We start from the raw sequence: 24,432 nt of genomic DNA, 5'->3' as shown, positions 1-24,432 counted from the left end.
GGTCACCCGGCGCCCCTGCCCTTGCCCTGTTCCGGGCGCTTGAGGCCGAACACGGCCCGCGCCCGCTCCTTCAGCTCCGCCGTGTCCTTGGGCTTGCGCTTCTGGCGCTTGGCCCCCGGGGTGGTGGCGGCGAGGAAATCGACCTTCCCGTCCAAGGCCAGCTGGATGTCGGGGAACGGGGCGTCCAGCGCCTCGCTGCGCGACCATCCCAGCCAGCCCGTGGCGTACTGGAACATCTGGTCCACGTACTCCGGGAAGGTCAGCCGGCTTCCCCCGATGCGGCAGCCTCGCTGCCGGCTTCAGCCGTCCCAGCCTTGGCGGTTTCCGTCTTGGGCGCCTTGCCGCCGCCGGCAAGGAAATTCAGGAACAGCAGCACCTGCGGCGCGACGACGATGACGCCTTCGTTGAAGATCGCCTCGGCGGTGGCCTCGGCCTGCTTGCCGACGCGGCCGGTGGCGGCGTTGACGACGTTCACCAGCGTGTCGAAGTCGAAGGCGTTGGTGTTGGTGAAGGCCTGGTTCAGCCCGCCATAGAGGCGGCAGATGGTGCGCGAAGCGCGGACGTTGGCGAACAGCTCGACGTCTTCACCGTCGAGGGTGATGGTCATCACGCCGTGCGCGAAGCGCGGCGCCGTGCTGGTGGCGGTCATGGCAGGATCTCGCTTTGGGCAGGGGAGCTGCGAACAGGGGAAAGGGCCGGCAGCCAGGGCGGGCTGCCGGCGTCAGGGCACCGGCGCTTACGGCGCGTCAGCCGCCACCTCGATCGGCTCGGCGTCGATTTCCAGCCCGACGCTGGCCTCGATCACCTTGTCGTTGCCGCCGATTTCGGTGGTGTAGGACATGACGTAGGCGCGCAGGTAGATCGTGGTCGGGGTGCCGCCGTCCGGGGCGTCGTCGAACTCGATCTTGATGTTGTAGGCCGCCTTGCGGTTCTTGGCCGCGGCGCGGATCGCGATCTGGCCGGCGCCGGTCGGAACGCGGGCCAGCTTCAGCGTGCCCGAGCCATAGTCGACGGTGCCCTTCTTCTTGTGGACGGCACCATCGCCCAGCGTCTTGTAGGTGACCTTCTCGAAGGTCTCGCCGAAGGCGCCGATATCCTCGATCTCTTCGACCTCGGTCCAGGCGAGCGCCTTGAACTGCGCTTCGGTGGTGCACAGGGCGGTGGTGGAAATGAACAGGCGCGTGCCGGCGCTCTGAACAGCGTTGCCGCTCATGGGAATGCCCCTCCTTCGGGCAAAGAAAAAGCCGCCCGAGATCCGGGCGGCGGGGAAGCTCCGGAAGCTCCGGAGGGTTCAGGCGTCGGGCTGGCCGAACGTGGTCTGATAGGTCACGGTGAACTGCAGGCGGGTCACGCCGGCCTTCAGCTCGCCGCTGGTCAGGCGGTCGGTGACGGTGCGCACCAGCTCGATGCGGTCCACCGCGCCGGCGAACTTGCCGCCGGCGGCGATCGCCTGCTCGATGCGCAGCGCCATGGCGTCGAGCTGGTCGTCCAGGTCGGCACCGGCGCGAACGTAGCCATCGACATAGAGGTCCATGCGCCGCATCTGGCGCCGGCTGCCCATGGTGATTTCCTGCGTCGCCTCGTCGGGCGTGAACAGGCCGATGCAGGGCAGCGCGTCGGCCGGCAGGGGATCGTCCCGGTTGGCGGTGACGGGAGCGACCGCCCCCAGCGCCGTGGCGATGGCGGTGCGGATGCGGGTGCGGGGGTGCATCAGCGCGATTCCCGCAACAGCAGCACGGTCATGCCCTGCCCGTCCGGCCGGGGTTCGGACACCGTGAAGGACAGGCCGCGCAGCTCGACAGCGGCGCCGGCGGGCACCGGACCGCCCATGTCGGCGTCGACCACGGCCAGCGAGGTCATCAAGGTGGAGACCGGCCCGTCGTCGGTTTCGACCTGGTAGTGCCGGCGGTCGAAGATGCCGGTGACGGTGACGTCCGAGCGGCCGGCCCGGCGGATCACCGCCGGCTCACCGAAGGCGCCGACGCAGGCGGCGTTGAGGTCATCGAAGAACATGGGCCAAGTCCCCAAACGCGACACGGGCGGCCCGAAGGCCGCCCGTGTCGCGTCGCTGGTGATGATGACGGTCAGCCCTGCAGGGCGGCCCACGCCTGGTCTCGCTGGTCGGCGGTGACCTCCGCCCCCAGCACCTCAATCAGCGCCTTCAGCTCGGGCTTGCCGGCCTTGAAGTGCTTGGCGTTGGCCGGGTCCAGCTTGCCGATCGCCGCGATGATGCGGTCGAGCGGCAGCGCCTCCACCTCGGCCTCGTCGCCGGGCTTGACCCAGCGGGCAAAGCCGCGGGCCACCAGCGAGACGACCTGGTCGTCCTCCGGGTCCTTGACCTCGATGACGGCCCCCGGCCGCAGCGTGGTCTCCTTGGCCACCTTCACGGTGGCCAGCAGGCGCAGCTTGGCCATGGATCACCTCACCGTCGCGCACATGCAGGCGTTGGGACGCCGCGGGTAGACCAGCGGCGCCGACTGGCTCAGCAGCATGCGCCGGCCCGGGTTCTCTTCGATCCAGCTCTTGGGGAAGACCTCCAGGGCCTGGTAGCCGGCGCGCGGGTCGAGGATGGCGCCGTGGGCCTGGATGCCCTCCATGGCGCCGGTGGCGCCCAGCAGCACCGTGTAGTCCGGCAGCAGCTCCTTGGTGGCGCCGGCGTCCTTGTAGGTGTCGTTGTAGGTGTAGAACTCCACCATGCCGATGCGGCCCTTGAACACCGGGGTGCCGGGCACGCCGGGCTGGAAGCCCATCTGCACGATGGCGGCCTGCCCCAGCGTGCGGTCGAGCACCTTCTCCAGCTTGGGGTCGGCCTCGAACAGCGCCCAGGCCTTGGCGTCCATCACCACGACATTCACCGCGGCGCCGGACTTCCGCCCCACCAGGTCGATCCATTCCGACACGTCGGCATAGGGCGACACGCCGGCCTCGCCCCAGCGGGCGCCGGCGGACAGCGCCAGCGACAGGTCGCCATCGCGCTGGAAGTCCACCAGGACCTCCGGGTAATCGTCGCCCTTCACCACGCATTTGCCGGTGCGCAGGACCTCGGCCGCCATCACCTCCTTGCGGCGCAGGATCTGGTTCAGCTGGCGCTGCAGCTTGGAACCCAGGATCGCCTGTTCGCGGGCGCCGGCGGACAGGGTGCCGGTCAGCGGTTCGCCGGCCAGCCGACGCAGCGGCTCGCCCGGCTTGATGTCGTGCAGCGGCTTCACATAGGCCGGGGCGAACATCCTGGTTTCATAGCCGGTGTCGGCGCCGACGCGCCCGGCAGCCAGCGGCGAGACGAAGGGGGCGATCTCGATGTCATCGACCTCGACGTCGAAGATGATCTTTTCGTCGTCGCTGAAGCTGGCCAGTGGGAAGAACATGTTCAGCAGGAAGCGGGGGGCCTTGGCGCGCAGCGACTGCAGCACCCCCAGCATGGCGAGCGTGGAGTAGATGTCCATGGGTGGAGTCCTCAGATGAAGATCGACAGGTCGCGCAGCGCGTCGGCCGCCGACGCCGCGGAGTGGCCGGCGCCGAAGGTCAGCTCGCCCTGGGCGAACTCGCCGGTCAGGTAGGCGACGGCGACCACGTCGGACAGGCTGGCGTCGACCGGCTCGGCCAGCACCGCGCGCACCGCTTCGGAGCCGTCATTGGCGGCGGCGGCCGACAGGGTGAACTTCTTGCTGGCGGTGATGCGGCCGAGCACGGCGCCGGCCTTCAGCACGCCGGCGCCGCTGGCGATGGTCACCAGCCGGGTGACGCGCGGGAACTCACCGGCGATCAGGGACGGCAGCGGCTGGCTGGTCTGGGAGGAGAAGCTGGCGGAGGTCATCGGGTGCCGTCCTTCTTCGGAATGAGACCGACGGCGGCCATGCTGGCCAGCACCGCGGCGGCGGCCTTCTGGTCGTCGCTCAGGCTGCCGGTGTCGGTGGAGGCGCCAATGGTCGGGTTGGGGTGGGCATCCATGGCGGCGAGCGCCAGCGGGTTGCCGGTGGGGGTGGAGGCGCCGGGCGCGGTGGCGCCGATGGGTGCTGCCTCCAGCGCGGCGCAGGCCTGCTCCACCGTCAGGTCGGTGTTGAAGGCCAGATGCGCGGCGAGCTGGACCCGGCCGGCAGCGGCAGGTGCGGCGAAGATGGCGGCGCAGCGCTCGCGCTCGCTCGGCGCGGCGGCCTGCTGGCCGCTGGCGTTCTTGTCGCCATCCTCGCCGGTGGCGGCCGCGTCGCCTTCCTCGCCGTCCTTCGGCTTGTCCTTGCCCTTGTCCTTCTGGTCGGCATCGTCGCCGGTCCCGGCCTGCGGCGTGGTGGTGCCGGTGCCGGCCTTGGTCGTGGTGTCGGTGCCCGCCTGGGTCTCCCCTTCCGCAGCCTTGGAGCGGCCGAAGGGGTTCAGGTGAGCGAAGCTGAACGTCTTCACTGGGTGTCCCTCACATGATCCACCAGAGCCGCAAAGGCCTGGTCGGGTGGCAGGACCGCATCGGCCAGCCGAAGGCGCACGGCCTCGGCGGTGCCGACCGGCCCCTCAAAGCAGCGGGCCTCTGTGGCAAGGACCGCCGCCACGTCGAGCCCGCGGGCGCGGGCGACGGTTTCGGCAAAGAGCTGGCGCAGCGCGTCGACCTGCACCTGCCAGTCGGCGCGCACCGCCTCGGGCAGGGCGGTATAGGGGTGGCCATCGGTCTTGTGGGCGCCGGACTGGATGATGGTCGGCTTCAGCCCGGCCTCCTCCAGCATGCGGGAATAGTCCCAGTGCATCAGCCAGACGCCGATCGATCCCACGCCACCGGTGCGCGGAACTGCGATGCTGTCAGCGGCGCAGGCGATGGCGTAGGCGGCGGAATAGGCCTCTTCGCTGCAGATGGCGCCCACCGGCTTACCCGCGGCCTTCTTCGCGGCGATGGTCCAGTCCACCAGGTCGAAGCAGCCCTGCGCGATGCCGCCGCCGCTGTCGATGTCGAGGCAGACGGCGCGGACGTCCGGATCGGCGAAGGCGTGCGCCAGCTGGAACCGCAGCCCGTCGTAGCCGGTGACCCAGCTGCTGCCGATGTAGCCCAGCTTGGGCACCAGCAGCCCGGCGACCGACACCACCGCCACGCCCTGGTCCACCTCATAGGGCCGGCGCGTGCCGTTGACCTCACCCAGCCGGGTGCAGCCGGCCGGCAGCTCCCCGCCGGCGCGGTTCGCCTCGGTCAGCTGCACCATGCGGGCAGCCGCAGTCTCGGCCCAGGCCGGGGACACCAGCACGGGCTGCATCGTCTTCAGCATGTCGGGGGGCTCCGTCAGGCGCCGGCCGCTTCCGGCTCGGGCTGGGCGTTTTCGGCCGGGTCGGGGGTGGGCATGAAGTTGACCTCGGGCAGCGTCAGCCCGCGCGCCTTCAGCGCTTCCTGCTCCAGCGCGATCTGGTCCAGCAGGTCGTCGAGGTCGCGGCCCTGGTCGAGGGCCTCGTCGCGCAGGGTGGAGATGCCCAGCCGCACCCGCATCGCCGCGGCGGTGATTTCCTTCACCGGGTCCACCCAGCCGCGCGCCGGACCGCGCCACACCCCGCGCAGCCACGCCTGCCGCCGGGCCCGGCTTTCCGAGAAGCCCGGCAGGTCGATGTAGCCGCGCCACACCGCCTCCTCGAGCACCAGCTCGAGCGTCGGCCGGCACCAGGTCAACGTCTTGTGCATGCGCAGGAACAGCACGAAGCGCCAGCCCTCCAACAGCGACGCGCGGGCGCTGGAGTAGTTGGTCTTGGAGAAGTCGCGCATGAACGTCTCGTAGGTCATGCCGATGCCGGTGGCGATCAGCCGGCTGACCGTGGTGACGAACCCGTCCATGCCGGCGCTGGGCCGGTTGGACGAGTAGCCCTTCAGCGTCTCGCCCGGCAGCAGCCGCGGGATGGCGCCGCCCGGGCCGATGCCGAGCTGCACCGACGGCTGGGCATTGCGCATGTCCATGTAGCTGTTGGCGTCGCCGAACAGGTCCAGCAGCGTCTGCCCGTCCGCCGGGCTTTCCAGCACCGCGGCGATCACCGCGTTGACCACCGCCGCCTGCAGCTCGGCCCGCTGGAACCGGGCGCGCTGCTTCAGCTCGGTCATCACCGGCGCGAACACGGAGACGCCGCGGTGCTGGCCCGGCCGCTTCTGGTCGAAGGAGTGGATCACCACCCGCCGGCCGCCCGGCCCCCGCAGCGGCACCCGCTGCCAATCGGCCGCGGCCATCGCCCACGGCATGAACAGGTCGCCGGGGTGGCTGCTGCGGATGTGGTAGGCGACGGGTGCGCCATACCCGTCGATCTCGACACCGTCGCGCAGACGCGGATCGCCGATGCGGTCCTGCGGGTTGGACAGGCGGTCGGCCTCCACCGTCTGCATCACGGTGGCGAAGCGGCTGCCCAGCCGGCGCTGCCGCTCCGGAAGCCACAGCGCCAGCTGCAGGCTTTCGCCGGCGACGAGGTCGGACTGCACCGACTGGCGCAGCATCGAGCCAAAGGGCAGCTGGCCGGTGACGTCGCAGGCGTCGCGGTCCTCGCTCCACTCGTGCCAGATGGACTCGATGCGCCGGGCGGCGTCCTGCGCCTGGTCACGGGTGATGCCCAGCGCCCGGTAATCCGGCATCGACTGGAAATCCAGCCCGAATCCGATGGCGCTGTCCTTCAGCGACTGGACGGCACCGGAGACCAGGGCGTCGTTGCGCTCCAGGTCGCGGGCGCGGGCGACGATGGTCTGGCGGTCGCCGTCGAGGTCGGCATCGGGCGAACCCGCCGCCGGCGTCCAGTCGCGCAGCTCGGGCGCGTTGCCCGATCCGGCGAGAAAGGCGCCCATGGCCGCCTGCGCCCGGGCGCGGCGGATCTCGGCCTGGGCGATCGGCCGGCCGTGCTGGTCGAGGATGACGGGAGCGGCGGCCATCAGCCGATCATCCGGACATAGGGCGACACCGCCGGACCGCGCCGGCCCTTGGCTGCGGCGATCTGGCGTTCCAGCGACGCGATGTAGCTGGCCAGCTGGGCGACGTTGGCCGGGGCATATTCGACCACGCGGTCGCCGAAGCGAACGCTGACCTTCTGCTGGCCGAGCTGCAGGGCGTGATACGCGGCCCGCGCGCCAGCGAGCCACGCCTCCAGGGTGGTGACGTCGGTCATAGGTAGAGTTCCCCTTTGTCGGTCGAGGCCGGCGGCGCCGGCGCCACCGGTTGGCTTGCCGCGGCCGGCCTGCTCAGCCGGCGTGCCCGCTCCACCGCCGCGGCGATCGCGTCGGCTGGAGTCGACTCCCCGCTGGTGTCGCCGGCGTCGCCGGCTGTTTCGGCCTCACCCGCGGGCGCCGCATCCAGGTCCGCCTCGCCCAGCTTGACGTATTTGCCGGACAGGGCCTGCAGGCCGCACACCGCGGCGTAGGCGTAGACGAAGCACACGCCGGCCTCATGGGCCTCGCCCGGCTTCACCCACACCGTGTATTGCTGACCGCGCGGAACGATCAGCTTCTCCCGGGTGAGCTGGGCGAAGAACTCCTCGTCCAGCTCGCGGGCGCCGTCGATGGCGGCTTGCGGGAAATGCACATGGCGCGGCCCGGGCTTGTCCACCGCCAGGCTGCCATAGGCCCAGTCACGCGCGGCGTTGCCGCCGATCATGTACCAGACATGGCCCAGCTTGCTGGACGGCTTGCGCGGCCACACCTTGCCCCGCTGCCCCCGACTTTCCGAGCGGCCCTTGATCGCCCACACCCGCCGCGAGCGGCGCTTGTTGGCGAAGGCATAGACCTCCTGCGTGTGGTGGCCGCCGCTGTCGATGCAGGTGGCCCGCACGTCCAGCGTGGTGCCGTCCGGCTTGCGGAAGCGGCGCAGCAGCACGCCCTCGTCCAGCGCCGCCCACACCTCGCCCTTGGCCGGATCGCCGGCCAAGACGAAATGGCCGATCAGCCAGACCTCCAGCCCGCGGCCCCAGCCATAGACGGAGGCCTCCAGGCGCGGGTTCACCTTGCCGGACTGGACGTCCACCCCGACGGTGATGAACTCGACACCCGCCGGCACCTCGGCCGGGTAGGGCTCCATGCGGTCGATGAAGCTGCTGCTCTTGACCTCCTGCCCGTAGGTCGCCCGGTAGGGGCGGCCGAGCCGCAGGTTCATGAAGGGCTGCACCAGGCTGGCCGGGTCGTCCTGCGCCTCCAGCCATTCCTGAACGATCACCGGCCAGGCGGCATTGGGGTTGAGCGACATGCCCGTCCACAGGTGCATGCCGACATGGCCGGGCACCTTTGCCTTGGCGGTCGGGCGCCATTCGCCGTTGGCGTCCATCCACGCCTTGTGGCGCTCTTCGATGATGCAGCCGCAGGTGCCGACGTACCACACCCGCTCCAGATTGCCCTCGGCGTCCAGGCTCCACTTCAGCCCGTGCGGCACGTCCGGCCCGCCCCAATCCAGATACTGCCAGCCATCGAGGTGGCCGGCGGCATCGGAGCATTGCGGGCAGGGTACGAAATAGCGCCGCTGGTCCGACGCGAGCCACAGCTTCCACACCCGGCTCGTTTCGAACAGCAGCGGGGTGGACCCTCTGACCTGCTTGCGGTTCCAGAAGGTTTCACCGCGGGTCCAGAACAGCTTCAGCTTGTCGCCCTGGGTCTTGGCCCCGGGCGTCCAGCCGTCGCCGTCGATTTCGTCGGCGAACAGGAAGCGGGCCGAGTAGCGGCGGAAAGCATCGTCCGACGCGGCCCCGACCACGCGCACGCTGGCGCCGTTGCTCAGCTGGTAGAAGGTGGCGTTGTCCTGCTTCTCCCCCTTGCGGGTCGGCCGCATCAGCGGCTTCAGCACCGGCGTGTCGCGCAGCATCGGCGCGATTTCGCCGCTGCCGAAGTCTTCCGCATCCGGGATCGTCGGCTGGGCGATGGCGCACAGCGTCGGGTCCTGGTGGAGGTGGTAGGCCACCGCCAGCGTGGCGCAGCGCGTGTAGCCGACGCGCGCCGCCTTCAGCACCGTCAGCAGCGGCACGGTCGGATCGCACATCAGGTCCACCAGCCCGCGCTGGTAGCCGTAGAGCGTCACCTTGCCGTGCTCGGCCCCGGTGCCCTTCGGGATCCAGCCGAAGCGCTCGGCCCAGACGGAGCCGCTCATGCGCTCCTGGAACTTCAGGCTGCCCTCGAACAGGGCCAGCAGCGCCGTGCGCAGTTCGCCCCGTCCGGTCCGGTAGTCGCTGTGACGGTGGGCGCTGACGCGCGCCGCCGCCTCAAGCCCGCGGTTCATCGTCCTGCCCGATGGTAAGCCCGGCGCCCCAGGCCTTGACCAGCTCGTCGCGGGCGGCGTCGAAGGCTTGGTTGATTTCCTTCTCGGCCATCGCCTGGATTTCCGGTGCCCCGGTCATCGCCGCGGCGCGGCCGGCGATCTTGGCCACCGCGTTGGACAGGCCGGTGCGCAGGGAGATGCAGAAGCCGGCGACGTCGGCCGCGGCCTCGTGGCGGTTCACCACCTCGTTCAGGGCCTCGTCGGCCTTGATCTCCGCTACCACCGCATCGGCCACCGCCTTGCGGCGCTTGGCCTCGTCGGCGGTGATGACACCGATCTCGCCCTCGTAGCCGGCGGCGACGTCGGCCACGGCGCGGTCCACCAGCCAGCGGTGAACGTCGGCCGTCTCGAATGCCCATTCCCGGCCCTTGGCCCCCTTCTCCGCGAAGGGGCAGCCGTCGCGCACCCACGCGTCGACGGTGGGCAGGCTGACGCCGAACACGTCGGCCAGCTCCGCCCGGTTCACCCGTTGGCCCGGTTTGGACATAAACAAAAACCTCGATTCAAAAATTTCTCAGAGGGTGGACCGGTGCGGCCCGAATTACCCTCGCTGGGGGTGCCCCCGGAAGGACCCGCAACCGCCGGCTGGCCCCTCACCGTTCATCGGTCACCGCCGGGCAGCGAAGCGGGCGTTGACCGTCCGCACCGCCTCCTCCAGCCGCCGACCGATGTTGGCCCGCACCGCCCGCTCGACGATGTCGTGGAAGCGGAAGCGCGGGCGGTAGCTCGGCGCCCGAACGAAGATCACCACCGGCCGGGCGTCGGCGCCGTCACGCTGATAGATGCCCGGCGGCAGCCCGCTGGCGTTGCCGGGCAGAGCGGCGAAGTAGCCGTTGCGCCGCCGCTTCTTCCGGCTGCGGGCGCTGTCGCTCCGGTTGGCGCTGTAGCCCTGCTCCCCGAAGGCCCGGGTCTGCGACAGGATGCGCACCACCTCGGACCGCCGCATGTTGCCGTAGGCGTCGAGGCTGGCCTCTTCACCCGGGACGGCGAACATGCCGGCCGGCAGCAGGCCCGCGGCCCGCAGCTGGCGCTCCATCCGCTTGTCCCGGCGCGGCCCGCCCTCGACGTTCGGCAGCAGGTAGCGCGCCGCCGGCGTGCCCTTGCCCCAATCGTCCTTGAAGCCCACCCACGCCACCGGGTCCGCCTTGGTGGCGGGCCGGACGAAGGTGGCGTTGATCGTGTAGGGCGTCGGCCGGTCGAAGGTCTCCGGCAGCGCCCGCTGCACCGCCTGCCGGGCGTCCTGCGCCGTCCTGGTCAACGCCATCGGCACCGCGTAGCGGGTGACTTGGTCGCCATACCGGCGGATGGCCGCCTTCACCTGCTGGGCAGAGGCGCGGATCCGTGCGTCGGCCATTTCGTTCGTGCACCAAATGTGACGGTCATCACTGCCGGCCGGACTTCGAGGGATGACACTGGCAACCCGAACCCACACTGATTTTGCCGGCCATTCGACATGCTCAGAACCCGCGGGATCGGGATGTTTCAGAAGCCCCAGCCCTTGGCGATCTGCCTGGAATGCGGAACGCCCTACCTCAGTTTGGAGCCGATCACGGAAGGATGCAGGACGCGAACTCCTGCCGGCCGATGCGACGGCGAAGTCGTTGCCAGATGGCGCGACGATGATTGGATCGTCTGCCCATCCTGCGACGGTGGCGGCTGTCCGGAATGCCGCGATCTCGGCTGGCTGTCTGTGCCACACTGACCTGCCCGGCGCCCCTAAGGCTTGGGGTCGGCGCCGCGGTCAAAGTGTTCACGCGTGAACACTTTGGACCGGCGACGGAAGCGATCCCGCAAGTCGAGCACCAGCAGCACCAGGCGCCCGACCACAAGCGCCACCGTGCCCCAGAAGGCCAGTTCCTGCGCCGGCCCATGCAGGGCGTCGAGCCACCAGCCCATGGTGCCGCCGAGCGTGACGATGACGCCATCGGTGGCGGTGCGGGCGGTGAGGCCGTGCATCACGTCCTCCAGGTGCATGGTCATGCCGCCAGCTCCTCGGTGAGGTTGGCCAGCCGCTGCCAGCCGGACTCGAAATAGCGCCGGTCGCGCTCGATGCCGATGAAGCGCCGGCCCGTGGTCAGGGCGGCATGGCCGGCCGACGCGCTGCCGAAGAACGGGTCGAGCACCGTCTCGCCCGGCGGGCAGACGGTGCCGATCAGCTCGGCCAGCAGCCCCACCGGCTTCTCCGTCGGGTGGGCCCCCAGCCGGATCGGCGCGTGGCGCAGCACGTTGGCCACATTGCGGCGCAGCGGCTCGGTTCCCTTGCCCTTGGTGAAGTGGTGGATCAGCTCGTGCTGGTGGCGGAAATGCGTCCCCATGCCGAAATAGGTCTTGTCCCACACCAGCAGCCCCACCCGCTTCAGGTCGGCGCTTTCCATGGCGTCGGCCGCATGACCGGACAGGAACAGCGCCGCCTCGCCCCCATCGATGGCATCGGCCAGATGATCGCCCATGCGCCAGTCGATGAAGGCCAGCACATGGCCGCCCGGTTTCAGCACCCGCTGCCACTCCATGGCGCAGGCGCGCAGCAGGTGGAGGAATCCGCGCGTGCTCAAGCTGTCGGAGCCGAACCACCGGTCACCGCCGCCCTTAGTCGACCGCGTCATGGTCTTGCCGTAGGCGGTGCGGCCGGCCTCACGGGTGGCGCCGCTGGAATAGGGAACGTCGGTCAGCACCAGGCTGACCGAGTTGTCGGGAAGCTCCCGCATCCGGTCGATGCAGTCGCCCAGCATCAGCGTCGCGGCGCCGATCGTCACGGAGTTGGTAGACATCGCGTTCCTGCACTTACTGAGAGTTGAACCGATCACAGGTTAATGACAAAAAAGCGACCGCATGTAATGTCACGCCGGCCAGCGAGTTAGCGTCTCTGGAAGCGTTCCGGACCACCGAGAGGCTGGAGGACATCACACAGTGCCCACAATCAAAGGGAACACCGTCGTTGTGTTGGAGCAGAACGCAGTTCTGCGCCTCGGCATCGAAGCTTTGCTTGAGTCATGGGGATGCCAAGTCGTTTCTGGCGACAACCTCGATGACATCATCGCAGCCACCAAAGCTGATAAGCTGCGTCCAACCGTGTTGCTTCTGCCCCCAACCGACGGCCAGGAGACTGGGGATCAGCTGGCAAGCCGCTTTGAGGCCGAAGTCGGCTATCCGCTCCCATGGATCGGCATCACCGGAGACTCCAGCCTGCTTCAGCGCTGGAAAGCCGGTGCATTCAGCGGAATACTTCTGGAAATGCCCTGCTCGCCTGAAACACTCCGAGCTGCTTTGCTCAAGGCACTGCGTCAGAAGCGCTGAGCTGCTAACGGCTTCGTAATTCAGCGTTTTTGGTGATGAGCTTGCGATAATGCTGATTTTCGCAAGCTCGGTTTCAGGCGGTCGCCACCATCAGCGGCTTGACGAAGAAAGCGTCGTCCCCGCCCTCGATGGACACGCCGTCGATGGTCACCGCCACCTTGGGCTCCGCCAGCAGGGCGGCCCGGTCGACCTCGCTCTTGGTGCGGATGAAGCGCCGCAGCTTGCGGTCGTCCTCCAGCCGCTTCAGCAGCGCGTCGACATCGGCCACCACCAGCTTGGCCGTCGTCTTCTTCACGCCCATGGTGCCGGTGGACAGCGCCACCGACTTCTTACCGCCGGTCAGCAGGCTGGCCCGGTTGGCGTCGAAGTAGCCGCGCAGCAGCTCCGTGTCGGCGGCAATGGCGGTGCGCAGCGGCGCCGCCGCAGTCTCGTAGGCGAGGTTCGCCTGGGCGACAGCCACGTCCAGCGCGGCTTTCAGCCGGCCCAGCTGCGCCTGTGCGGCGCCGATCCGGCCGACAACGGCCGCGGCCTGGTCCTGGGTGCGCACCCTGCGCACCGGAACGGCGATGGTCTCACCCATGTCAATCCTCCGCAATGAGCGCCGCCATCTGGCCAGCCAGATCGGCGCGGTTGTCGTCGTAGATCTGCAGGGTCTGGACGGTGCGGTGCCGGCTGAAGCGCTGCACCGCCCGGATGTTGCCGTTGCTGGCGTCCAGCGCCGCGGTGATGGCCGAGTGCCGCAGCCCGTGCGGCCGGGTGGTGATGCCCACCCCGGCGCCCAGCTCGCGGATGACCTGGTAGACGGCGGCGCCGGTCAGGCGCCCTGTGCCCCGGCCGGCGGCATCGAGGCGATGGAACAGCGGCCCGGGGGCCTTCCCCCGCACCGCCACCCACGCCTCGAGCGCCGTCCTGGTGGCGGCCGGCAGCGTGACCCGCTCGCGCTGGGTCCGCCCCTTGCCCAGCACCGCGACGGTGCCGCGCCGGCTCTCGTAATGCTCCAGGTCCAGCGACACCACTTCGCCGCGGCGCAGGGCCACGTCGTGCAGCAGCCGGACGATGGCGGTGTCGCGCAGGCCCTTGGCGTCGGTGCGCTCCTTGGCCTGCGCCACCATGGCCCGCACGCCGTCCCGCCCCGGTCCCCGCGTGTCGCGGTAGGGGGCGGAGTCGACGTTTTCCGCGTCCAGCGTCCAGCTGACCAGGCCCAGCGTGTTGCCCAGCCTGACCACCGACCGCAGTGCCGCCAGCCGGCGGTTGACGGTGGCGGGCTGAAGCTGGCGGCGCACCATGTCGGTGCGGTAGCCCAGCGCCAGGGCGTTGGCCTGCCCATGCTCCACCGCCAGCAGCATCCGCACTGCCTGCTCGGCGGTGGCGGCGAAGGCAGCCAGCCCATCCTGCCGGGCCACGAAGGTCCGGAAATCCTCATGGTCCCGCCGGTAGGCCCGCACCGTATTGGCCGAGCGCCCGGCATAGAAGGCGTCCAGCAGGTGCTCCTGGATGCGGTCCAGCCGCAGCGCCGGGGCGTGGCGGGCGTCGCTGACGTCCTGTCCGGCCGGATCGCCCGGAAGGACGGGAAGGCTCATCCGTCGATGGCGTCGCGCAGCTCGGCGACCGTCATGTCTTCCGGCAGCTCGCGCAGCATCGCCGCGACCTGCTGACCGAAGAACGCGACCGCCCCATCCGACGGCCACGCCGCCGCCGGGTCATTGCCATGGGTGAGGCCGGCGCCGGCGGCGACCGCCTCGCGGATCAGCTCGTCCATCCTGCTGTCCTGTCAGGAAAGCCGCGCGACCGCCCGCGCATCGGCCACCCGGCCGGCGGCATGATCGCGCAGCATGTCGAAGAGAGGCGCGCAGTCCTCCACCAGCCCGATCAGCCAGGGCGCCCGGATCCAGCCCTGCCGGGTCCGGATCTCGATGGCCTCGATGTCGGCGCGGAAGGGTCCGCCCTGGTAGGTGATGCGCACGGCGAAATGACGATCCACCGGGCCGAGCTGAAGGCACAGCACGCCGTCCCATTCGGTCCGCATGGCCAGCCCCCGGACAGCGGAAGGCCCGCCGCGGCAGCTGCCGGGCGGGCCTTCCTTCACACGCAATTCGTCCCGCTCACCCTGTCAAGGAATTGACTTTTCGTCAAGGACTATATTCCCATGGCGTCGCTGGCGCGGTGAAGCCGGTGAGCACATGATCGCGCAGGCCCCAGCCGCCGATCCGCTCCAGCAGTTCCGTCATGCCAGCATGCCAGCCGGCATAATCGGTGTTGGCTTCGACGATCTCGGCATCGCTGTGGGCGGGTTCCAGCGGGCACCATTTCACCTGCACCTGCCGGCGCCCATCGCCGAAGGTGCGGAAGTGAAAGCCGCGCTCGTCCTCGACGATCCGGCGCTGCCCGCGAGCGTCGAAGAGCGATTGGCCGCGCAGCAGGTACCGCTTGGCCAGTTCGGACCGAGTGGGCACGAACTCCCACCGCTCGGCCGTGACATGCCGGTACCGGCCGCGCGCCTCGCTCGGCCGCTTCACCGCGACCATGGGCGGCACCAGCGGCAGCCAGTCCGGCCGGGTGCCGGAGCGCCCATGGAAACGGACGAGGCGCCGCTGCCACGGATGCAGCCACCCCACAGCGTTGGCGACCGCCTCGGCGTCGGGATGGACCGTCACGGCGATGCCGCGCACCGGCCCGCCGCCGTCCACCCGGTCACCGGTCTCATGACGGCGCAGCAGCTCGGCCACGCCGTCGCCGCTCACCCCTTGCGGTTCCCATCCATGGTCATTCGCCGCGGCCTCGATGTCGAAGAGGCCGGACTGGACGCGGTCGGCCTGCTGGTCGCGCAGTGCCCAGGTCACCAGCGATTCGAGGTCGAGGCGCCGGCGGCTATCGCAGCGGGCGAAGGCGATGGCCATGCTCCAGCCCTCACGCCGCCGCCTGGGACAGCCCCGGCCCCAGCAGACGGGCCACCCCGGCCACCAGCGTGTCCAGGGCTTCCATCGGAATCAGGCCGGGGTCGATCCGCCCGCAATCCTGCAGATAGCGCGCCTTGGCGAACAGGTCGTCGGCCGACACCACCTCGCCGGCCGCCAGCAACTGTTCCAAGTTGCCCCGCAACCGGTCGGCCGTCTCGCACTCCGCGCAGCCGGCCAATTGTTGATAGGCGAGGAACAACGGCATCAGCGACGCGGGCTTGGACATGGAAATCTCCGGGCAAAACCCCGGCGCGTCGACACCTCGCCGGGTAATTTAGGATTGTTTGCCCAAAAAGATTACCAATTCCTTGCTGATTGTTGCCAAACCCTGGAAACGTCAAGCCCACCGGGTTGGCCAATTCAATCTGCACAGGCTTGGCCCCCACCCGATCGGATTGCACCCTGATTGCTCAGGTTGTAAATGTATCAGCCGAGTTCCACGATCTGACCGGCGGGATAAGAACAGAATGAAAACGAAGAACGGTCTTTCCGATGCAATCGCGCGCTTCGGAAAAGCAGCAAAGGACAAGCTGAAGAACACCGCCATCGCCGGAGAGCCCGAAGAACAACTGCGCAACCCACTGGAAAAGTTGGTCCAGGATCTTGCCGCGCTTGCTGGGCTGCCATCCGACGCCATCGTTACCGTCGGCGAAACGGCGATGACGGATCTGAAGGTCCGGCCGGACTTCGCCGTGACCCGTCAAAAGGCACTGATCGGCTTCATCGAGGTGAAGGCTCCCCACAAAGGGGCCGATCCCCGCCGCTTTTCCGATAAGCATGACAAGGCGCAATGGGAGCGCCTGAAGTCGCTGCCCAACCTGCTTTACACGGACGGCATGGCCTTCAGCGTCTGGCGAAACGGCGAGTTGGAAGGCCAAATCGTTCGTCTGGACGGCGACATCCTGTCCGCCGGCAGTTCCCTGTCCGGTCCCCCGACCCTCCTGGCGCTGTTCAGCGACTTCTTCTCGTGGAACCCAACTCCCCCGGCAGTGCCCAGCAGCTGGCCTTGACCGCCGCGCGCCTGTGCCGCCTTCTGCGGGACGAAGTCACAGAACAGCTTGGCCTTGGCAGCCCGGCCCTGACCGGACTGGCGGAAGACTGGCGGGCCTATTTGTTCCCCACGGCGTCCGATACCGAATTCGCCGATGGCTATGCCCAGGCGGTGACCTTCGGCATGTTGATGGCCCGCGCCCGCGGTATCGTGCTGACCGGTGGACTTCACCGGGTCGCCCATGACCTCAGCCAAACCAACAGCCTGATCGGCACCGCCTTCAAGCTGCTGACCGACGAGGCCGACAACCAGGACACCCTGAAGGTCTCGCTGGGTACTCTGACCCGTGTCCTCGATGAGGTCGATTGGGCGAAGATCAGCAAGGGCGATCCCGACGCTTGGCTCTATTTCTACGAGGAGTTCCTCAGCGCCTACGACAACGATCTGCGGAAGAAGACCGGCTCCTATTACACCCCGCCGGAAATCGTGAACGCCATGGTGCGGCTGGTGGACGAGGCCCTGCGCGATCCACGCCGCTTCGGCGTTCCCGCCGGGCTGGCGGCGAAGGAGGTGACGCTGGCCGACCCGGCGGTCGGCACCGGAACCTATCTGCTGGGCATCCTGCGCCGGATCGCCGCCATGAAGGCGGAAGACGAAGGCGAAGGCGCTGTACCGGATGCGATCCGCGACACACTGCCCCGCCTGATCGGCTTCGAGATGCAGTTCGGCCCCTACGTGGTGGCGCAGCTCCGCCTGCTGGCCGAAGCCGCCGATTTGATGGGCATCAAGGACCCGAGCAAGGCCAAGATCCCGCTGCGCCTCTATGTGACCAACACGCTGGGCAACCCGCATGAGGAGGTGGAGCATATCCCCCGCATCCTCGCCCCGCTGGCCGAGTCGCGAAAGGAGGCGAACAAGATCAAGCGTGCCGAACCGATCACCGTGGTCATCGGCAACCCGCCCTATAAGGAGCGGGCGAAGAAGCTGGGCGGATGGGTCGTTGAAGGCAGCAAGAACAGCAAGGAACCTGCCCCATTGCTCGCCTGGGTTCCCCCAACCGACTGGGAGCTTGGCCCGCATATCAAACGTCTACACAATCTTTACGTCTATTTCTGGCGCTGGGCGACTTGGAAGGTGTTTGGCGAAGCGTCCACCATTGCCGCGCCCAAGCGGCAGGGAATCGTCTCTTTCATCACCGTGGCAGGCTTCCTGAACGGCCCGGGTTTCCAGAAGATGCGTTCCGATCTGCGTCGCGATGCCAATGAGATCTGGGTGATCGACTGTTCCCCCGAAGGCCACCAGCCGGACGTTCCGACACGTGTGTTTCAGGACGTGCAGCCCCCGGTCTGCATCGTAATGGTGCTGCGACTGCCAAAATGCGACCCGGAAACTCCCGCTCGTGTTCGTTTCCGCGCCTTGCCGGCAGGGCTTCGGGAGGAAAAATTTGATGCAATCGGAGCGCTGACCTTGGACAGCGCCGGTTGGATCGACTGCCCCAGCGCTTGGCGCGCTCCCTTCCTGCCAGAGGCCACCGGATCGTGGTCGACCTTCGTGTCTCTGGACGACCTATTCATCTACAACGGATCAGGCGTGATGCCGGGCCGTACCTGGGTCATTGCTCCCGATAAGGCGTCGCTTGAACTGCGTTGGAAGCGGCTGATTTTAGAAAAGGATGCCTCCGAAAAAGATCGGTTGTTTCATCCACATGAAGGAGGAGACCGTACAGTCGGCAAGGTTTTGCGGGAGCATCTTCCTGGCTCAGAGCACAGAGATGTTTCGGTTGGGAAGGACAAAGGCGATGTCGTTCCACCAATTCTCTATGGATTTAGAACATTTGATCGACAGTGGATTATTCCAGACAATCGCCTCCTAAACAGACCAAACCCAACATTGTGGTCATATCACTCTAATAATCAGATTTATATGACCGCACTTACCAGGCATTCTCCAAGTACAGGTCCGGCGGTCACATTTACAAATCTCATTCCTGATCTTCACCATTATAAAGGATCATTTGGCGGCAGAGCGTTCCCACTCTGGCGCGACCGCGCGGCCACCATGCCGAACCTGCGCCCGGCGCTGCTGACCACCCTGTCGAGCGCCTACAAGCGCCCGGTCAGCGGCGAGGACGTCTTCGCCTATATCGCGGCGGTGGCTTCGCATCCTGCTTACACCGCCAAGTTCCAGGGCGAACTGGTTCAGCCCGGCCTGCGCATCCCGATCACCGCCGACGCGGCGCTGTTCGACGAAGCCGTCGAACTCGGCCGGCGTGTCATCTGGCTGCACAGCTTTGGGGAACGCTTCATCGCCCCGGACCCGGATCTGGCCAAGAGCCGGCCGCCCGGTCCGCCACGGCTGTCCAAGGCGAAGGCTCCGACCATCCCGAAGGACGGCACAATCCCTGCCGATGCTGACAGCATCGACTACGATGCGGCGAAGAACCGTCTCCTGATCGGAACCGGCTTCATCGACCATGTGCCGCCGCGCGTGTGGGAATACGAGGTTTCGGGCAAGCATGTTCTGACCCAATGGTTCAGTTACCGCCGTAAGAACCGCGAACGGCCAATCATCGGCGACCGCCGCCCGCCATCCCCTCTTGGCGACATCCAACCCAGCGGCTGGCTGGCTGAATACACCACCGAATTGATCAATCTGCTGAACGTCCTGGGCGGCGTCGTAGAGTTGGAGCCGAAACAAGCCAGCCTGCTGGATCGCATCTGCACCGGCCCGATCCTGTCGGATGCCGAACTGCGCGCCGCGGATGCCTTCGTCATCCCGGAAGGCGTATCGGTGAAAGCGTCGAAGACAAACAAAGAGGTTCAGCCCGGACTGTTCGACTGAACGGCGGCTTCAGCACTCAGGCCGACGAGGGCGCACACACGCCCCGTCGGCTGGCCCGCCGGGGCCGGGGAGGAGGCGCTATCCGATGGGGAGGCGCTGGTGGAACTTGTGGGCGTGGCTGTCGATCATCGCGGCGATGCTGTCCCACATGCCGCAGGCCGATGTGGCCGTCCACAGGCCGCGCAGGGACTCGACATAGGTGGCGGCGGCGCCCATCAGTCCCGACAGCTGCTCTTTCCGCGCCGGGGGCAGGTCGCGGTAGGCCAGGATCAGGCTGCGTTCGTTGAAGGGCAGGTCCGACAGTGGGGTGCCGATCAACGACGTCGCTGGTGCCGGCAGCAGGGGCCGGGCGGCGGCCGAGACCGTCAGCATCGCAATGTCCACCGGCCGGCCCTGTCGCACCCGGTCCAGGGCGTCGGCGGTCAGAGCGGCGCGGACCCGCCGTTCCTCGGCCTCGCCCAGCTCGCGCGCCCGTTGGTCGATGGCGTCAAGGTCAGCCTTGGTCAGCGATGCGGCGGGAGCGGGCGGAGGCTTGCCGCTGGTGACGGCGTCGAACAGCTCGACCATCTGGATCGTCACCAGCGCGGCGCGCTCGGTGTCCGACTTGGCCGTGATGTAGAGCGCCTGTTTCTTGGTGAGGTAGAAGCTCTTGGACGGGCGGCCACCACGACGGCCGGGTTTCTCGGCAAGCCGAGAAACCTCCCCGAAGGTTATCAAGGCATCTATGTGACGTTCGATCAGCTCACGGATCGAATGCACGTTTTTCATCCCCAGCGCTTCGGCAAGCCGAAGGTCACGGATGCGCGGCTCGTGGTTGATCGTGGTGTCGATGTCGGTCGGCGATAACGCGGGCAAGACTTGCCCGTCGTCGCTCATGCTGCCCATGGCGATGGCCTCCTATGCGGCATTGCCGGCGGAGGACCGCTTCTTAAGGCAGCCCTGGCGCCGGGGGCTAAGAACCTGCATAGGTCAGGCCGGAATATTCCCCTTGCGGGTGTTGTATTATCCGACCCCCGGCAAAGGGGCATGATCCGGACAGACTCCGGGCATGAAAATAGCCACATCGCGAAAACGCGCGGGTGGCTTGCCGCCTACGGGGAGGTTCTTAAGCTCCGACCCGAAAGATCGCTCCACCGGGGCGGAGCGTCAAGGGGCGTTGCATCCCCTTGATCGCACAACCACGGCGATGATCCGGCTCAGGCCTTGATCATCTCCATGATGTTCAGGCCGTTGACCATCACCTTCTGCCCGCCGGGCGTCTTGCCATCCTCAAAGATGCTCTGCCACACCTTGTAATTCTGTTTGGAGCCGAACACCGTCGATGACAGTTCCCGGTTCACCCACAGCGGCAGACGCGCAAGATTGTCGATGAAATTGCCGATGTTGGTCCAAAGCTGTTCAGGGAATGGATACTGGAACAGGCGCTCCGCCGTGATCACCCGCCCGGTGATCAGAAAATGCTGTTCGGCGATCCGGCGGATATGGCCAAGCCAGCATTGCAGAACCTCCTCCTTCGCCATGCGGAAGGCGCGCAGATGCGGCTCCGGAACGTCCTCGCCGCCCTGCACCGCGTTCTCCAGTCGCCGGGTTCCCCGCTCGTCGTCATATTTCCCGACATAGATCTTGGCAGCGATCAGGTTCATCAAGCGGACGATTTGCGTCTTCTCCAGATCGCGCGGGTTCTGGCCCTCATCGGCGCGATAATTCCAGGCGGTTTCCAGCAGGCCGCCATAGATGAACTGGCTGTAGAACGTCTTTTCGATGGCGCTGTAGGACAGCGGCTTTTCATAGCCCTTGCCGGCATATTCCACGAAATCCATCAGCATGTTGTTCGGATCGTGGGTGATGCCGTCGCGGACACTGTCGAGGATGTAGCGCGTCATCGCGCGCTGTTCGCCCTTGAAGTGATCGACGAGCGTCTTCTCGGAAAACTCCTCGAAATCCTCCGGCAACCCCTTATCCGTGCGATAGCGGGTGATGCGGTCGAACAGGATGGAACTGCCCAGCCGGCGCTGAACCGACTTGTCGAAAGCGACTTGGCGCAGGGTCGTCCCGGCGTTGGTGTTGGCGGTCAGCAGCCGGTCGAGATCCGGATCGATGAAGATGCGCAGCGGAATGTTGCGAATGCCCAGCAGGATCTGCGCCGCGGCCTTGTGCTGGCCGTCGAAGACGCGCACCTCCGCCGTCGGCAGGTTCTTGGTTTCGATCCATCCCAGCGCGACATGGAGCTGCGGCCGGCGACGATGGAACTCCTCGATCAGCCCCCGCAGGTTGCTGCCGATCGGCCGGGGATTGATGCGGTCGTCATGGAAGACGCATTCGACCGGCAGCACCGCGAAGAAATAGCGCATGCCGGACAGGGCGTCCTCATGCACGGGCAGCCGTACCGGCTCGGTCGAACCGGGTGCGATGTAGGAGATGAAGTCGCCCTCGAACGCCACGCGAAGCGGGGCCGACGATCCATCGACCGCGCGCAGTACGTCGTTCAGGTTGGCGCCCCGGTCGTCGCTGTCGGCCTGCGCCTTGATGTCCTCGAACCGGGCCAGCACGCGGGCGATCCGCAAGTCGCTGGCCTGCTTGGACCGGTTGAAATGGGACAGGGTCAACGCGAAGTTGGACGGATCGTCCTTTCCGTTGTCGCGAGTCGGGATGATGTGGTCGATGTCGGTTTCATGCAGGGCCAGCTCGATGGGCTTGCCGGAAATGAAGCATTTCCCCGACTGCTGGTCCCAAAGCTGCTGGGTGAGCGCCGTACGTTCATCCTTCGACAGCCGGTTCAGATAAAGCGATCCCATCCCTTGCCCCTCGCACATATGGCAGACAGCGTACCAGAAAGACGCGCGAAGGTAGCGGGATGCGGGGTTGATTTCCAGGGGGTTGGCGATCCGGGTTGCCAGACTGGCGGATAAACCGGGAAGCGTCGACCAGCCCGCTGGTGCAAGGCACAGGGACTATCCGATGGGGAAGCCCTGGTGGAATTTGTGGGTGGGACTGTCGATTATCGCGGCGATGCTGCCCCACGTACCACGGGCCGACGTTGCCGTCCACAGACCGCGCAGGGCTCGGATGGTGAAGAACTTAGCGCGGCTTTGAGAATGGATGGTAATGCGGAGACAGGCAAATCCAGCCGAAGCGCGCTCCCCCCATAGTTTGCTGCTCTCAGTGCTAATTTAAGAAATGCGTAGGAAGGTAGATCGACACCGATGCGTCCACAGATAATTATAAAATTCGCATTCCCTATCGTTGTACAGCATTAATCAGCACATAGCATCATTTGAAACACTTTTCCCTTGCATATCAGGTCACATACCTATCTTATATTGTAGACGGAAAGCTACCTCTAGCGCGATGATAGGTAAGAAATGAAACTGGAATATTGCAGATTTTATTCGGCTGTTGGAATTTACAAACCTGAGCCTAGCATGAATACTCTCCTGTTAAGCAATGATAAGGTTTCTGTTAGTTTACTTGGCGCAAACACTTACGCGTCTACTTTAGAGACTATTCTAAATCAAAATGCGTTAAAGAAAACAGATTTAAATAATGAGGAACAAAAAAATGCTGTATCGCATAATAATTCTTATCTTATTCACGGCCACTCACGGGCAATAATTTATATTTCTGTTAGCATAGATACTTCTGAAATCGATTTAGAAAAAATAAAAGACGAAGACGGAACGGATTTCGATAAACTTCCTCATAATTTAATGGCCTCGAAAGCATTTGGATTAACCGCAACCGCAATTTCATTGGCAACCTTCTCCAAGATATCAAAGGAATTTGAGTTTATATTCGATAAATACTTTTTGGTGGATAATTCGAAAGGTTTCCGCAAGGCAATTTCCAAACAAGTTCCCGCAAGAACCGAAACCATTTCACCAATTGATCATTCGGAAATCGAAACAGCGCTTCACTTAACCAAGACTTTTCAAGAAGATATTAAGCTACAAGCAATTATTGATCTTTATTCCATGTCACTAAAGCCTGATGAAATCGGCCCATTGAATGCTTTCGTTTCAGCTTGGACCGGATTAGAAATGTTTGTTTCTAAGCAGTTTATCGAAATCGAAAAAGATATCGGAATTAGCATAAATAAATCCCCAGTACCCAGTATTCTTTCCGAAAAAATTCTTGAGATAATGAAAGGGAAATATCGAATTTTAGACAAATTTATAGCCACATCACATTGCCTTGGTAATCCAGATGCTGAAAAGGACGTCGATTCATTTAAGAAAATAAAATCCATTCGCGATAAATTTGTTCACAATATGTCAGGTTCGATAGAATCTCTACCGCTAAACGATACCCGAGAACTACTTGGGAAATACATAAAGCTATACTTAGTTAATGAGAAGAAGATACCAGGATTAAGCATCGTCCGCTCGAATTAGGCAGTCATAGTTTAATGTGCTATTCCAGTTCTTCCGGGAAACATTAAGGGAATGAATCTTAATTTTTACATACGCCGTTATGCAACTCCACCACATGCCGTACCACATCTGCAGCGGCTGGATCAGGCGCCACCATCACCAGCAGGTAGCGGCGCACGCCGTCCAGCTCGACGGTGATGGCGCCGGGATCGTCCGGATCCGTGTGCCAGGGGAGCGACAGCGCCGCCGCGAAGCGTGACTCACGCGGTAGTGACGGCTCCCACGTGGGCGGGATGGGAGGAGCGATGACCTCGGCAGGCTGTTCGACCGGCCGGGCTGGCGGCTTCAGTGCCGCCACTTCGGCCCGCGTCACCTCCGGATGGATCGTGCCGGCGTCCAGCGCCCGCTGACGCGTCTCGTCCGGCAAGGTCGCGATGACGTAGAGGGTGCCCATCGCTTCCGGCAGCCGGTCCAGCGGCACCTTGCCCTCATCGACGAAGGCGGCGATCTCGCGCAGCTTTCGAGCGGTCGAGGTGCTGAACGGCAGGTCGTTCGTCACCATCGCCTCGTATTCGCCGTGCGGCAGGGCCTCCTTGGCCTCGTTCAGGCGGCGGCCCACCGCCACAGTGGCCTCCAGTGCATTGGTCCATTCCCGGCGGATGTCCGCGGCGAACTCGGCACGGGTGGTCAGGGTGCGGGGTTTGGCCAGCATGGACAGGCGGGCATTCCCCAGGCTGCGGGCGGTCGGTGCCATC

The 24,432-nt window shown here is 65.9% G+C and carries 30 protein-coding genes; 4 read left to right on the top strand and 26 right to left on the bottom strand.

The genetic code is table 11. The features are described 5' to 3' along the window. Positions 1–2: 2 nt before the first annotated feature. The 17 genes from AB8P05_RS00400 to AB8P05_RS00320 all read right to left on the bottom strand — a co-directional run bounded on the left by AB8P05_RS00400 (position 3) and on the right by AB8P05_RS00320 (position 11,992). Positions 3–236, bottom strand: a complete 234-nt coding sequence (locus AB8P05_RS00400) for a hypothetical protein (protein ID WP_472759352.1) — start codon at positions 234–236, stop codon at positions 3–5. A gap of 23 nt (positions 237–259) precedes the next feature. After that, positions 260–649, bottom strand: a complete 390-nt coding sequence (locus tag AB8P05_RS00395; RefSeq protein WP_472758362.1) for a hypothetical protein — start codon at positions 647–649, stop codon at positions 260–262. A gap of 87 nt (positions 650–736) precedes the next feature. Continuing rightward, positions 737–1,213, bottom strand: a complete 477-nt coding sequence (locus AB8P05_RS00390; RefSeq protein WP_472758361.1) for a hypothetical protein — start codon at positions 1,211–1,213, stop codon at positions 737–739. A 78-nt stretch (positions 1,214–1,291) separates the two neighbouring features. Beyond that, entirely contained in the window at positions 1,292–1,711 is a 420-nt protein-coding gene (locus tag AB8P05_RS00385; protein ID WP_472758358.1) for a hypothetical protein, read from the bottom strand. Then, positions 1,711–2,013, bottom strand: a complete 303-nt coding sequence (locus AB8P05_RS00380) for a head-tail joining protein (protein ID WP_472758357.1) — start codon at positions 2,011–2,013, stop codon at positions 1,711–1,713. Before AB8P05_RS00380 ends, AB8P05_RS00385 begins: the two co-directional genes overlap by 1 nt. Positions 2,014–2,084: 71 nt before the next feature. Next, positions 2,085–2,414: a hypothetical protein gene (locus AB8P05_RS00375; RefSeq protein WP_472758356.1), complete on the bottom strand. Its 330-nt coding sequence runs from the start codon at positions 2,412–2,414 to the stop codon at positions 2,085–2,087. Positions 2,415–2,417: 3 nt separating this feature from the next. Continuing rightward, on the bottom strand, positions 2,418–3,443 hold the full coding sequence (locus tag AB8P05_RS00370; RefSeq protein ID WP_472758355.1) for a major capsid protein: 1,026 nt from the start codon (positions 3,441–3,443) through the stop codon (positions 2,418–2,420). An 11-nt stretch (positions 3,444–3,454) separates the two neighbouring features. Beyond that, positions 3,455–3,814 (bottom strand): head decoration protein, encoded by a 360-nt coding sequence (locus AB8P05_RS00365; protein WP_455171327.1) that lies wholly within the window; start codon positions 3,812–3,814, stop codon positions 3,455–3,457. Beyond that, a complete protein-coding gene (locus AB8P05_RS00360; protein WP_472758354.1) occupies positions 3,811–4,392 on the bottom strand; it encodes a hypothetical protein in 582 nt (193 codons plus the stop codon). Before AB8P05_RS00360 ends, AB8P05_RS00365 begins: the two co-directional genes overlap by 4 nt. Then, positions 4,389–5,237 (bottom strand): S49 family peptidase, encoded by an 849-nt coding sequence (locus tag AB8P05_RS00355; RefSeq protein ID WP_472758353.1) that lies wholly within the window; start codon positions 5,235–5,237, stop codon positions 4,389–4,391. Before AB8P05_RS00355 ends, AB8P05_RS00360 begins: the two co-directional genes overlap by 4 nt. A gap of 14 nt (positions 5,238–5,251) precedes the next feature. Then, positions 5,252–6,862 (bottom strand): phage portal protein, encoded by a 1,611-nt coding sequence (locus AB8P05_RS00350; RefSeq protein ID WP_472758352.1) that lies wholly within the window; start codon positions 6,860–6,862, stop codon positions 5,252–5,254. Continuing rightward, on the bottom strand, positions 6,862–7,095 hold the full coding sequence (locus AB8P05_RS00345; protein WP_472758351.1) for a phage head-tail joining protein: 234 nt from the start codon (positions 7,093–7,095) through the stop codon (positions 6,862–6,864). The genes AB8P05_RS00350 and AB8P05_RS00345 overlap by 1 nt, the downstream gene beginning before the upstream one ends. Next, positions 7,092–9,185 (bottom strand): terminase gpA endonuclease subunit, encoded by a 2,094-nt coding sequence (locus AB8P05_RS00340; RefSeq protein WP_472758360.1) that lies wholly within the window; start codon positions 9,183–9,185, stop codon positions 7,092–7,094. The genes AB8P05_RS00345 and AB8P05_RS00340 overlap by 4 nt, the downstream gene beginning before the upstream one ends. Continuing rightward, positions 9,169–9,711 (bottom strand): terminase small subunit, encoded by a 543-nt coding sequence (locus AB8P05_RS00335; protein ID WP_472758349.1) that lies wholly within the window; start codon positions 9,709–9,711, stop codon positions 9,169–9,171. Before AB8P05_RS00335 ends, AB8P05_RS00340 begins: the two co-directional genes overlap by 17 nt. Before the next feature lie 120 nt (positions 9,712–9,831). Continuing rightward, positions 9,832–10,578, bottom strand: coding sequence for a hypothetical protein (locus tag AB8P05_RS00330; protein ID WP_472758348.1), 747 nt, complete (start codon positions 10,576–10,578; stop codon positions 9,832–9,834). Between the two features lie 362 nt (positions 10,579–10,940). Beyond that, on the bottom strand, positions 10,941–11,204 hold the full coding sequence (locus AB8P05_RS00325; protein ID WP_472758347.1) for a hypothetical protein: 264 nt from the start codon (positions 11,202–11,204) through the stop codon (positions 10,941–10,943). Continuing rightward, on the bottom strand, positions 11,201–11,992 hold the full coding sequence (locus AB8P05_RS00320) for a DNA-methyltransferase (RefSeq protein WP_472758346.1): 792 nt from the start codon (positions 11,990–11,992) through the stop codon (positions 11,201–11,203). Before AB8P05_RS00320 ends, AB8P05_RS00325 begins: the two co-directional genes overlap by 4 nt. Before the next feature lie 139 nt (positions 11,993–12,131). On the opposite strand from AB8P05_RS00320, the gene AB8P05_RS00315 reads away from it, so the two are divergent. Further along, complete coding sequence (locus AB8P05_RS00315; RefSeq protein WP_472758345.1) at positions 12,132–12,518, top strand: response regulator; 387 nt, start codon at positions 12,132–12,134, stop codon at positions 12,516–12,518. Between the two features lie 73 nt (positions 12,519–12,591). Here the strand turns inward: AB8P05_RS00315 and AB8P05_RS00310 are convergent, their stop codons facing one another. The 6 genes from AB8P05_RS00310 to AB8P05_RS00285 all read right to left on the bottom strand — a co-directional run bounded on the left by AB8P05_RS00310 (position 12,592) and on the right by AB8P05_RS00285 (position 15,701). Further along, entirely contained in the window at positions 12,592–13,098 is a 507-nt protein-coding gene (locus tag AB8P05_RS00310) for a host-nuclease inhibitor Gam family protein (RefSeq protein ID WP_472758344.1), read from the bottom strand. A 1-nt stretch (position 13,099) separates the two neighbouring features. Continuing rightward, positions 13,100–14,098 carry a tyrosine-type recombinase/integrase gene (locus AB8P05_RS00305; protein ID WP_472758343.1) on the bottom strand — a complete coding sequence of 333 codons (999 nt, stop codon included), beginning with the start codon at positions 14,096–14,098 and terminating at the stop codon, positions 13,100–13,102. Continuing rightward, complete coding sequence (locus AB8P05_RS00300) at positions 14,095–14,277, bottom strand: hypothetical protein (RefSeq protein ID WP_472758342.1); 183 nt, start codon at positions 14,275–14,277, stop codon at positions 14,095–14,097. The genes AB8P05_RS00305 and AB8P05_RS00300 overlap by 4 nt, the downstream gene beginning before the upstream one ends. A 12-nt stretch (positions 14,278–14,289) precedes the next feature. Further along, entirely contained in the window at positions 14,290–14,544 is a 255-nt protein-coding gene (locus AB8P05_RS00295) for a hypothetical protein (protein ID WP_472758341.1), read from the bottom strand. A 103-nt stretch (positions 14,545–14,647) separates the two neighbouring features. Then, a complete protein-coding gene (locus AB8P05_RS00290; RefSeq protein ID WP_472758340.1) occupies positions 14,648–15,415 on the bottom strand; it encodes a hypothetical protein in 768 nt (255 codons plus the stop codon). A 10-nt stretch (positions 15,416–15,425) separates the two neighbouring features. Beyond that, positions 15,426–15,701: a hypothetical protein gene (locus AB8P05_RS00285; protein WP_472758339.1), complete on the bottom strand. Its 276-nt coding sequence runs from the start codon at positions 15,699–15,701 to the stop codon at positions 15,426–15,428. A 241-nt stretch (positions 15,702–15,942) separates the two neighbouring features. On the opposite strand from AB8P05_RS00285, the gene AB8P05_RS00280 reads away from it, so the two are divergent. Together AB8P05_RS00280 and AB8P05_RS00275 are read left to right on the top strand one after the other, a co-directional pair. Further along, positions 15,943–16,485 carry a hypothetical protein gene (locus AB8P05_RS00280; protein WP_472758338.1) on the top strand — a complete coding sequence of 181 codons (543 nt, stop codon included), beginning with the start codon at positions 15,943–15,945 and terminating at the stop codon, positions 16,483–16,485. Continuing rightward, the gene (locus AB8P05_RS00275; RefSeq protein WP_472758337.1) at positions 16,482–19,307 is read left to right on the top strand and encodes a type ISP restriction/modification enzyme; all 2,826 of its coding nucleotides are present in this window, start codon (positions 16,482–16,484) and stop codon (positions 19,305–19,307) included. The genes AB8P05_RS00280 and AB8P05_RS00275 overlap by 4 nt, the downstream gene beginning before the upstream one ends. Positions 19,308–19,385: 78 nt before the next feature. On the opposite strand, the gene AB8P05_RS00270 is transcribed toward AB8P05_RS00275, so the two are convergent. After that, on the bottom strand, positions 19,386–20,192 hold the full coding sequence (locus AB8P05_RS00270) for a Rha family transcriptional regulator (protein WP_472758336.1): 807 nt from the start codon (positions 20,190–20,192) through the stop codon (positions 19,386–19,388). Between the two features lie 311 nt (positions 20,193–20,503). After that, positions 20,504–22,102: a hypothetical protein gene (locus AB8P05_RS00265; RefSeq protein ID WP_472758335.1), complete on the bottom strand. Its 1,599-nt coding sequence runs from the start codon at positions 22,100–22,102 to the stop codon at positions 20,504–20,506. 567 nt (positions 22,103–22,669) lie between these two features. Between AB8P05_RS00265 and AB8P05_RS00260 the strand changes: the two genes are divergently transcribed. Beyond that, positions 22,670–23,698, top strand: coding sequence for a hypothetical protein (locus tag AB8P05_RS00260; protein WP_472758334.1), 1,029 nt, complete (start codon positions 22,670–22,672; stop codon positions 23,696–23,698). 58 nt (positions 23,699–23,756) lie between these two features. Here AB8P05_RS00260 and AB8P05_RS00255 read toward each other — a convergent pair whose 3' ends face one another. Then, on the bottom strand, positions 23,757–24,431 hold the full coding sequence (locus tag AB8P05_RS00255; RefSeq protein WP_472758333.1) for a DUF3102 domain-containing protein: 675 nt from the start codon (positions 24,429–24,431) through the stop codon (positions 23,757–23,759). Between the last annotated feature and the right edge of the window lies 1 nt (position 24,432).

It is taken from the genome of Azospirillum sp. VT-I1 (assembly GCF_055698305.1).
Note: the sequence above shows the minus strand (reverse complement) of the source record. Positions and strands in the feature narration are given on the sequence as shown.

Bases quoted from the DNA above. Each gene is read 5' to 3' on its own strand.
- AB8P05_RS00400 (WP_472759352.1), bottom strand. From the start codon at position 236: ATGTTCCAGTACGCCACGGGCTGGCTGGGATGGTCGCGCAGCGAGGCG.
- AB8P05_RS00395 (WP_472758362.1), bottom strand. From the start codon at position 649: ATGACCGCCACCAGCACGGCGCCGCGCTTCGCGCACGGCGTGATGACC.
- AB8P05_RS00390 (WP_472758361.1), bottom strand. From the start codon at position 1,213: ATGAGCGGCAACGCTGTTCAGAGCGCCGGCACGCGCCTGTTCATTTCC.
- AB8P05_RS00385 (WP_472758358.1), bottom strand. From the start codon at position 1,711: ATGCACCCCCGCACCCGCATCCGCACCGCCATCGCCACGGCGCTGGGG.
- AB8P05_RS00380 (WP_472758357.1), bottom strand. From the start codon at position 2,013: ATGTTCTTCGATGACCTCAACGCCGCCTGCGTCGGCGCCTTCGGTGAG.
- AB8P05_RS00375 (WP_472758356.1), bottom strand. From the start codon at position 2,414: ATGGCCAAGCTGCGCCTGCTGGCCACCGTGAAGGTGGCCAAGGAGACC.
- AB8P05_RS00370 (WP_472758355.1), bottom strand. From the start codon at position 3,443: ATGGACATCTACTCCACGCTCGCCATGCTGGGGGTGCTGCAGTCGCTG.
- AB8P05_RS00365 (WP_455171327.1), bottom strand. From the start codon at position 3,814: ATGACCTCCGCCAGCTTCTCCTCCCAGACCAGCCAGCCGCTGCCGTCC.
- AB8P05_RS00355 (WP_472758353.1), bottom strand. From the start codon at position 5,237: ATGCTGAAGACGATGCAGCCCGTGCTGGTGTCCCCGGCCTGGGCCGAG.
- AB8P05_RS00350 (WP_472758352.1), bottom strand. From the start codon at position 6,862: ATGGCCGCCGCTCCCGTCATCCTCGACCAGCACGGCCGGCCGATCGCC.
- AB8P05_RS00345 (WP_472758351.1), bottom strand. From the start codon at position 7,095: ATGACCGACGTCACCACCCTGGAGGCGTGGCTCGCTGGCGCGCGGGCC.
- AB8P05_RS00340 (WP_472758360.1), bottom strand. From the start codon at position 9,185: ATGAACCGCGGGCTTGAGGCGGCGGCGCGCGTCAGCGCCCACCGTCAC.
- AB8P05_RS00335 (WP_472758349.1), bottom strand. From the start codon at position 9,711: ATGTCCAAACCGGGCCAACGGGTGAACCGGGCGGAGCTGGCCGACGTG.
- AB8P05_RS00330 (WP_472758348.1), bottom strand. From the start codon at position 10,578: ATGGCCGACGCACGGATCCGCGCCTCTGCCCAGCAGGTGAAGGCGGCC.
- AB8P05_RS00325 (WP_472758347.1), bottom strand. From the start codon at position 11,204: ATGACCATGCACCTGGAGGACGTGATGCACGGCCTCACCGCCCGCACC.
- AB8P05_RS00320 (WP_472758346.1), bottom strand. From the start codon at position 11,992: ATGTCTACCAACTCCGTGACGATCGGCGCCGCGACGCTGATGCTGGGC.
- AB8P05_RS00310 (WP_472758344.1), bottom strand. From the start codon at position 13,098: ATGGGTGAGACCATCGCCGTTCCGGTGCGCAGGGTGCGCACCCAGGAC.
- AB8P05_RS00305 (WP_472758343.1), bottom strand. From the start codon at position 14,098: ATGAGCCTTCCCGTCCTTCCGGGCGATCCGGCCGGACAGGACGTCAGC.
- AB8P05_RS00300 (WP_472758342.1), bottom strand. From the start codon at position 14,277: ATGGACGAGCTGATCCGCGAGGCGGTCGCCGCCGGCGCCGGCCTCACC.
- AB8P05_RS00295 (WP_472758341.1), bottom strand. From the start codon at position 14,544: ATGCGGACCGAATGGGACGGCGTGCTGTGCCTTCAGCTCGGCCCGGTG.
- AB8P05_RS00290 (WP_472758340.1), bottom strand. From the start codon at position 15,415: ATGGCCATCGCCTTCGCCCGCTGCGATAGCCGCCGGCGCCTCGACCTC.
- AB8P05_RS00285 (WP_472758339.1), bottom strand. From the start codon at position 15,701: ATGTCCAAGCCCGCGTCGCTGATGCCGTTGTTCCTCGCCTATCAACAA.
- AB8P05_RS00280 (WP_472758338.1), top strand. From the start codon at position 15,943: ATGAAAACGAAGAACGGTCTTTCCGATGCAATCGCGCGCTTCGGAAAA.
- AB8P05_RS00270 (WP_472758336.1), bottom strand. From the start codon at position 20,192: ATGGGCAGCATGAGCGACGACGGGCAAGTCTTGCCCGCGTTATCGCCG.
- AB8P05_RS00265 (WP_472758335.1), bottom strand. From the start codon at position 22,102: ATGGGATCGCTTTATCTGAACCGGCTGTCGAAGGATGAACGTACGGCG.
- AB8P05_RS00260 (WP_472758334.1), top strand. From the start codon at position 22,670: ATGAAACTGGAATATTGCAGATTTTATTCGGCTGTTGGAATTTACAAA.
- AB8P05_RS00255 (WP_472758333.1), bottom strand. From the start codon at position 24,431: ATGGCACCGACCGCCCGCAGCCTGGGGAATGCCCGCCTGTCCATGCTG.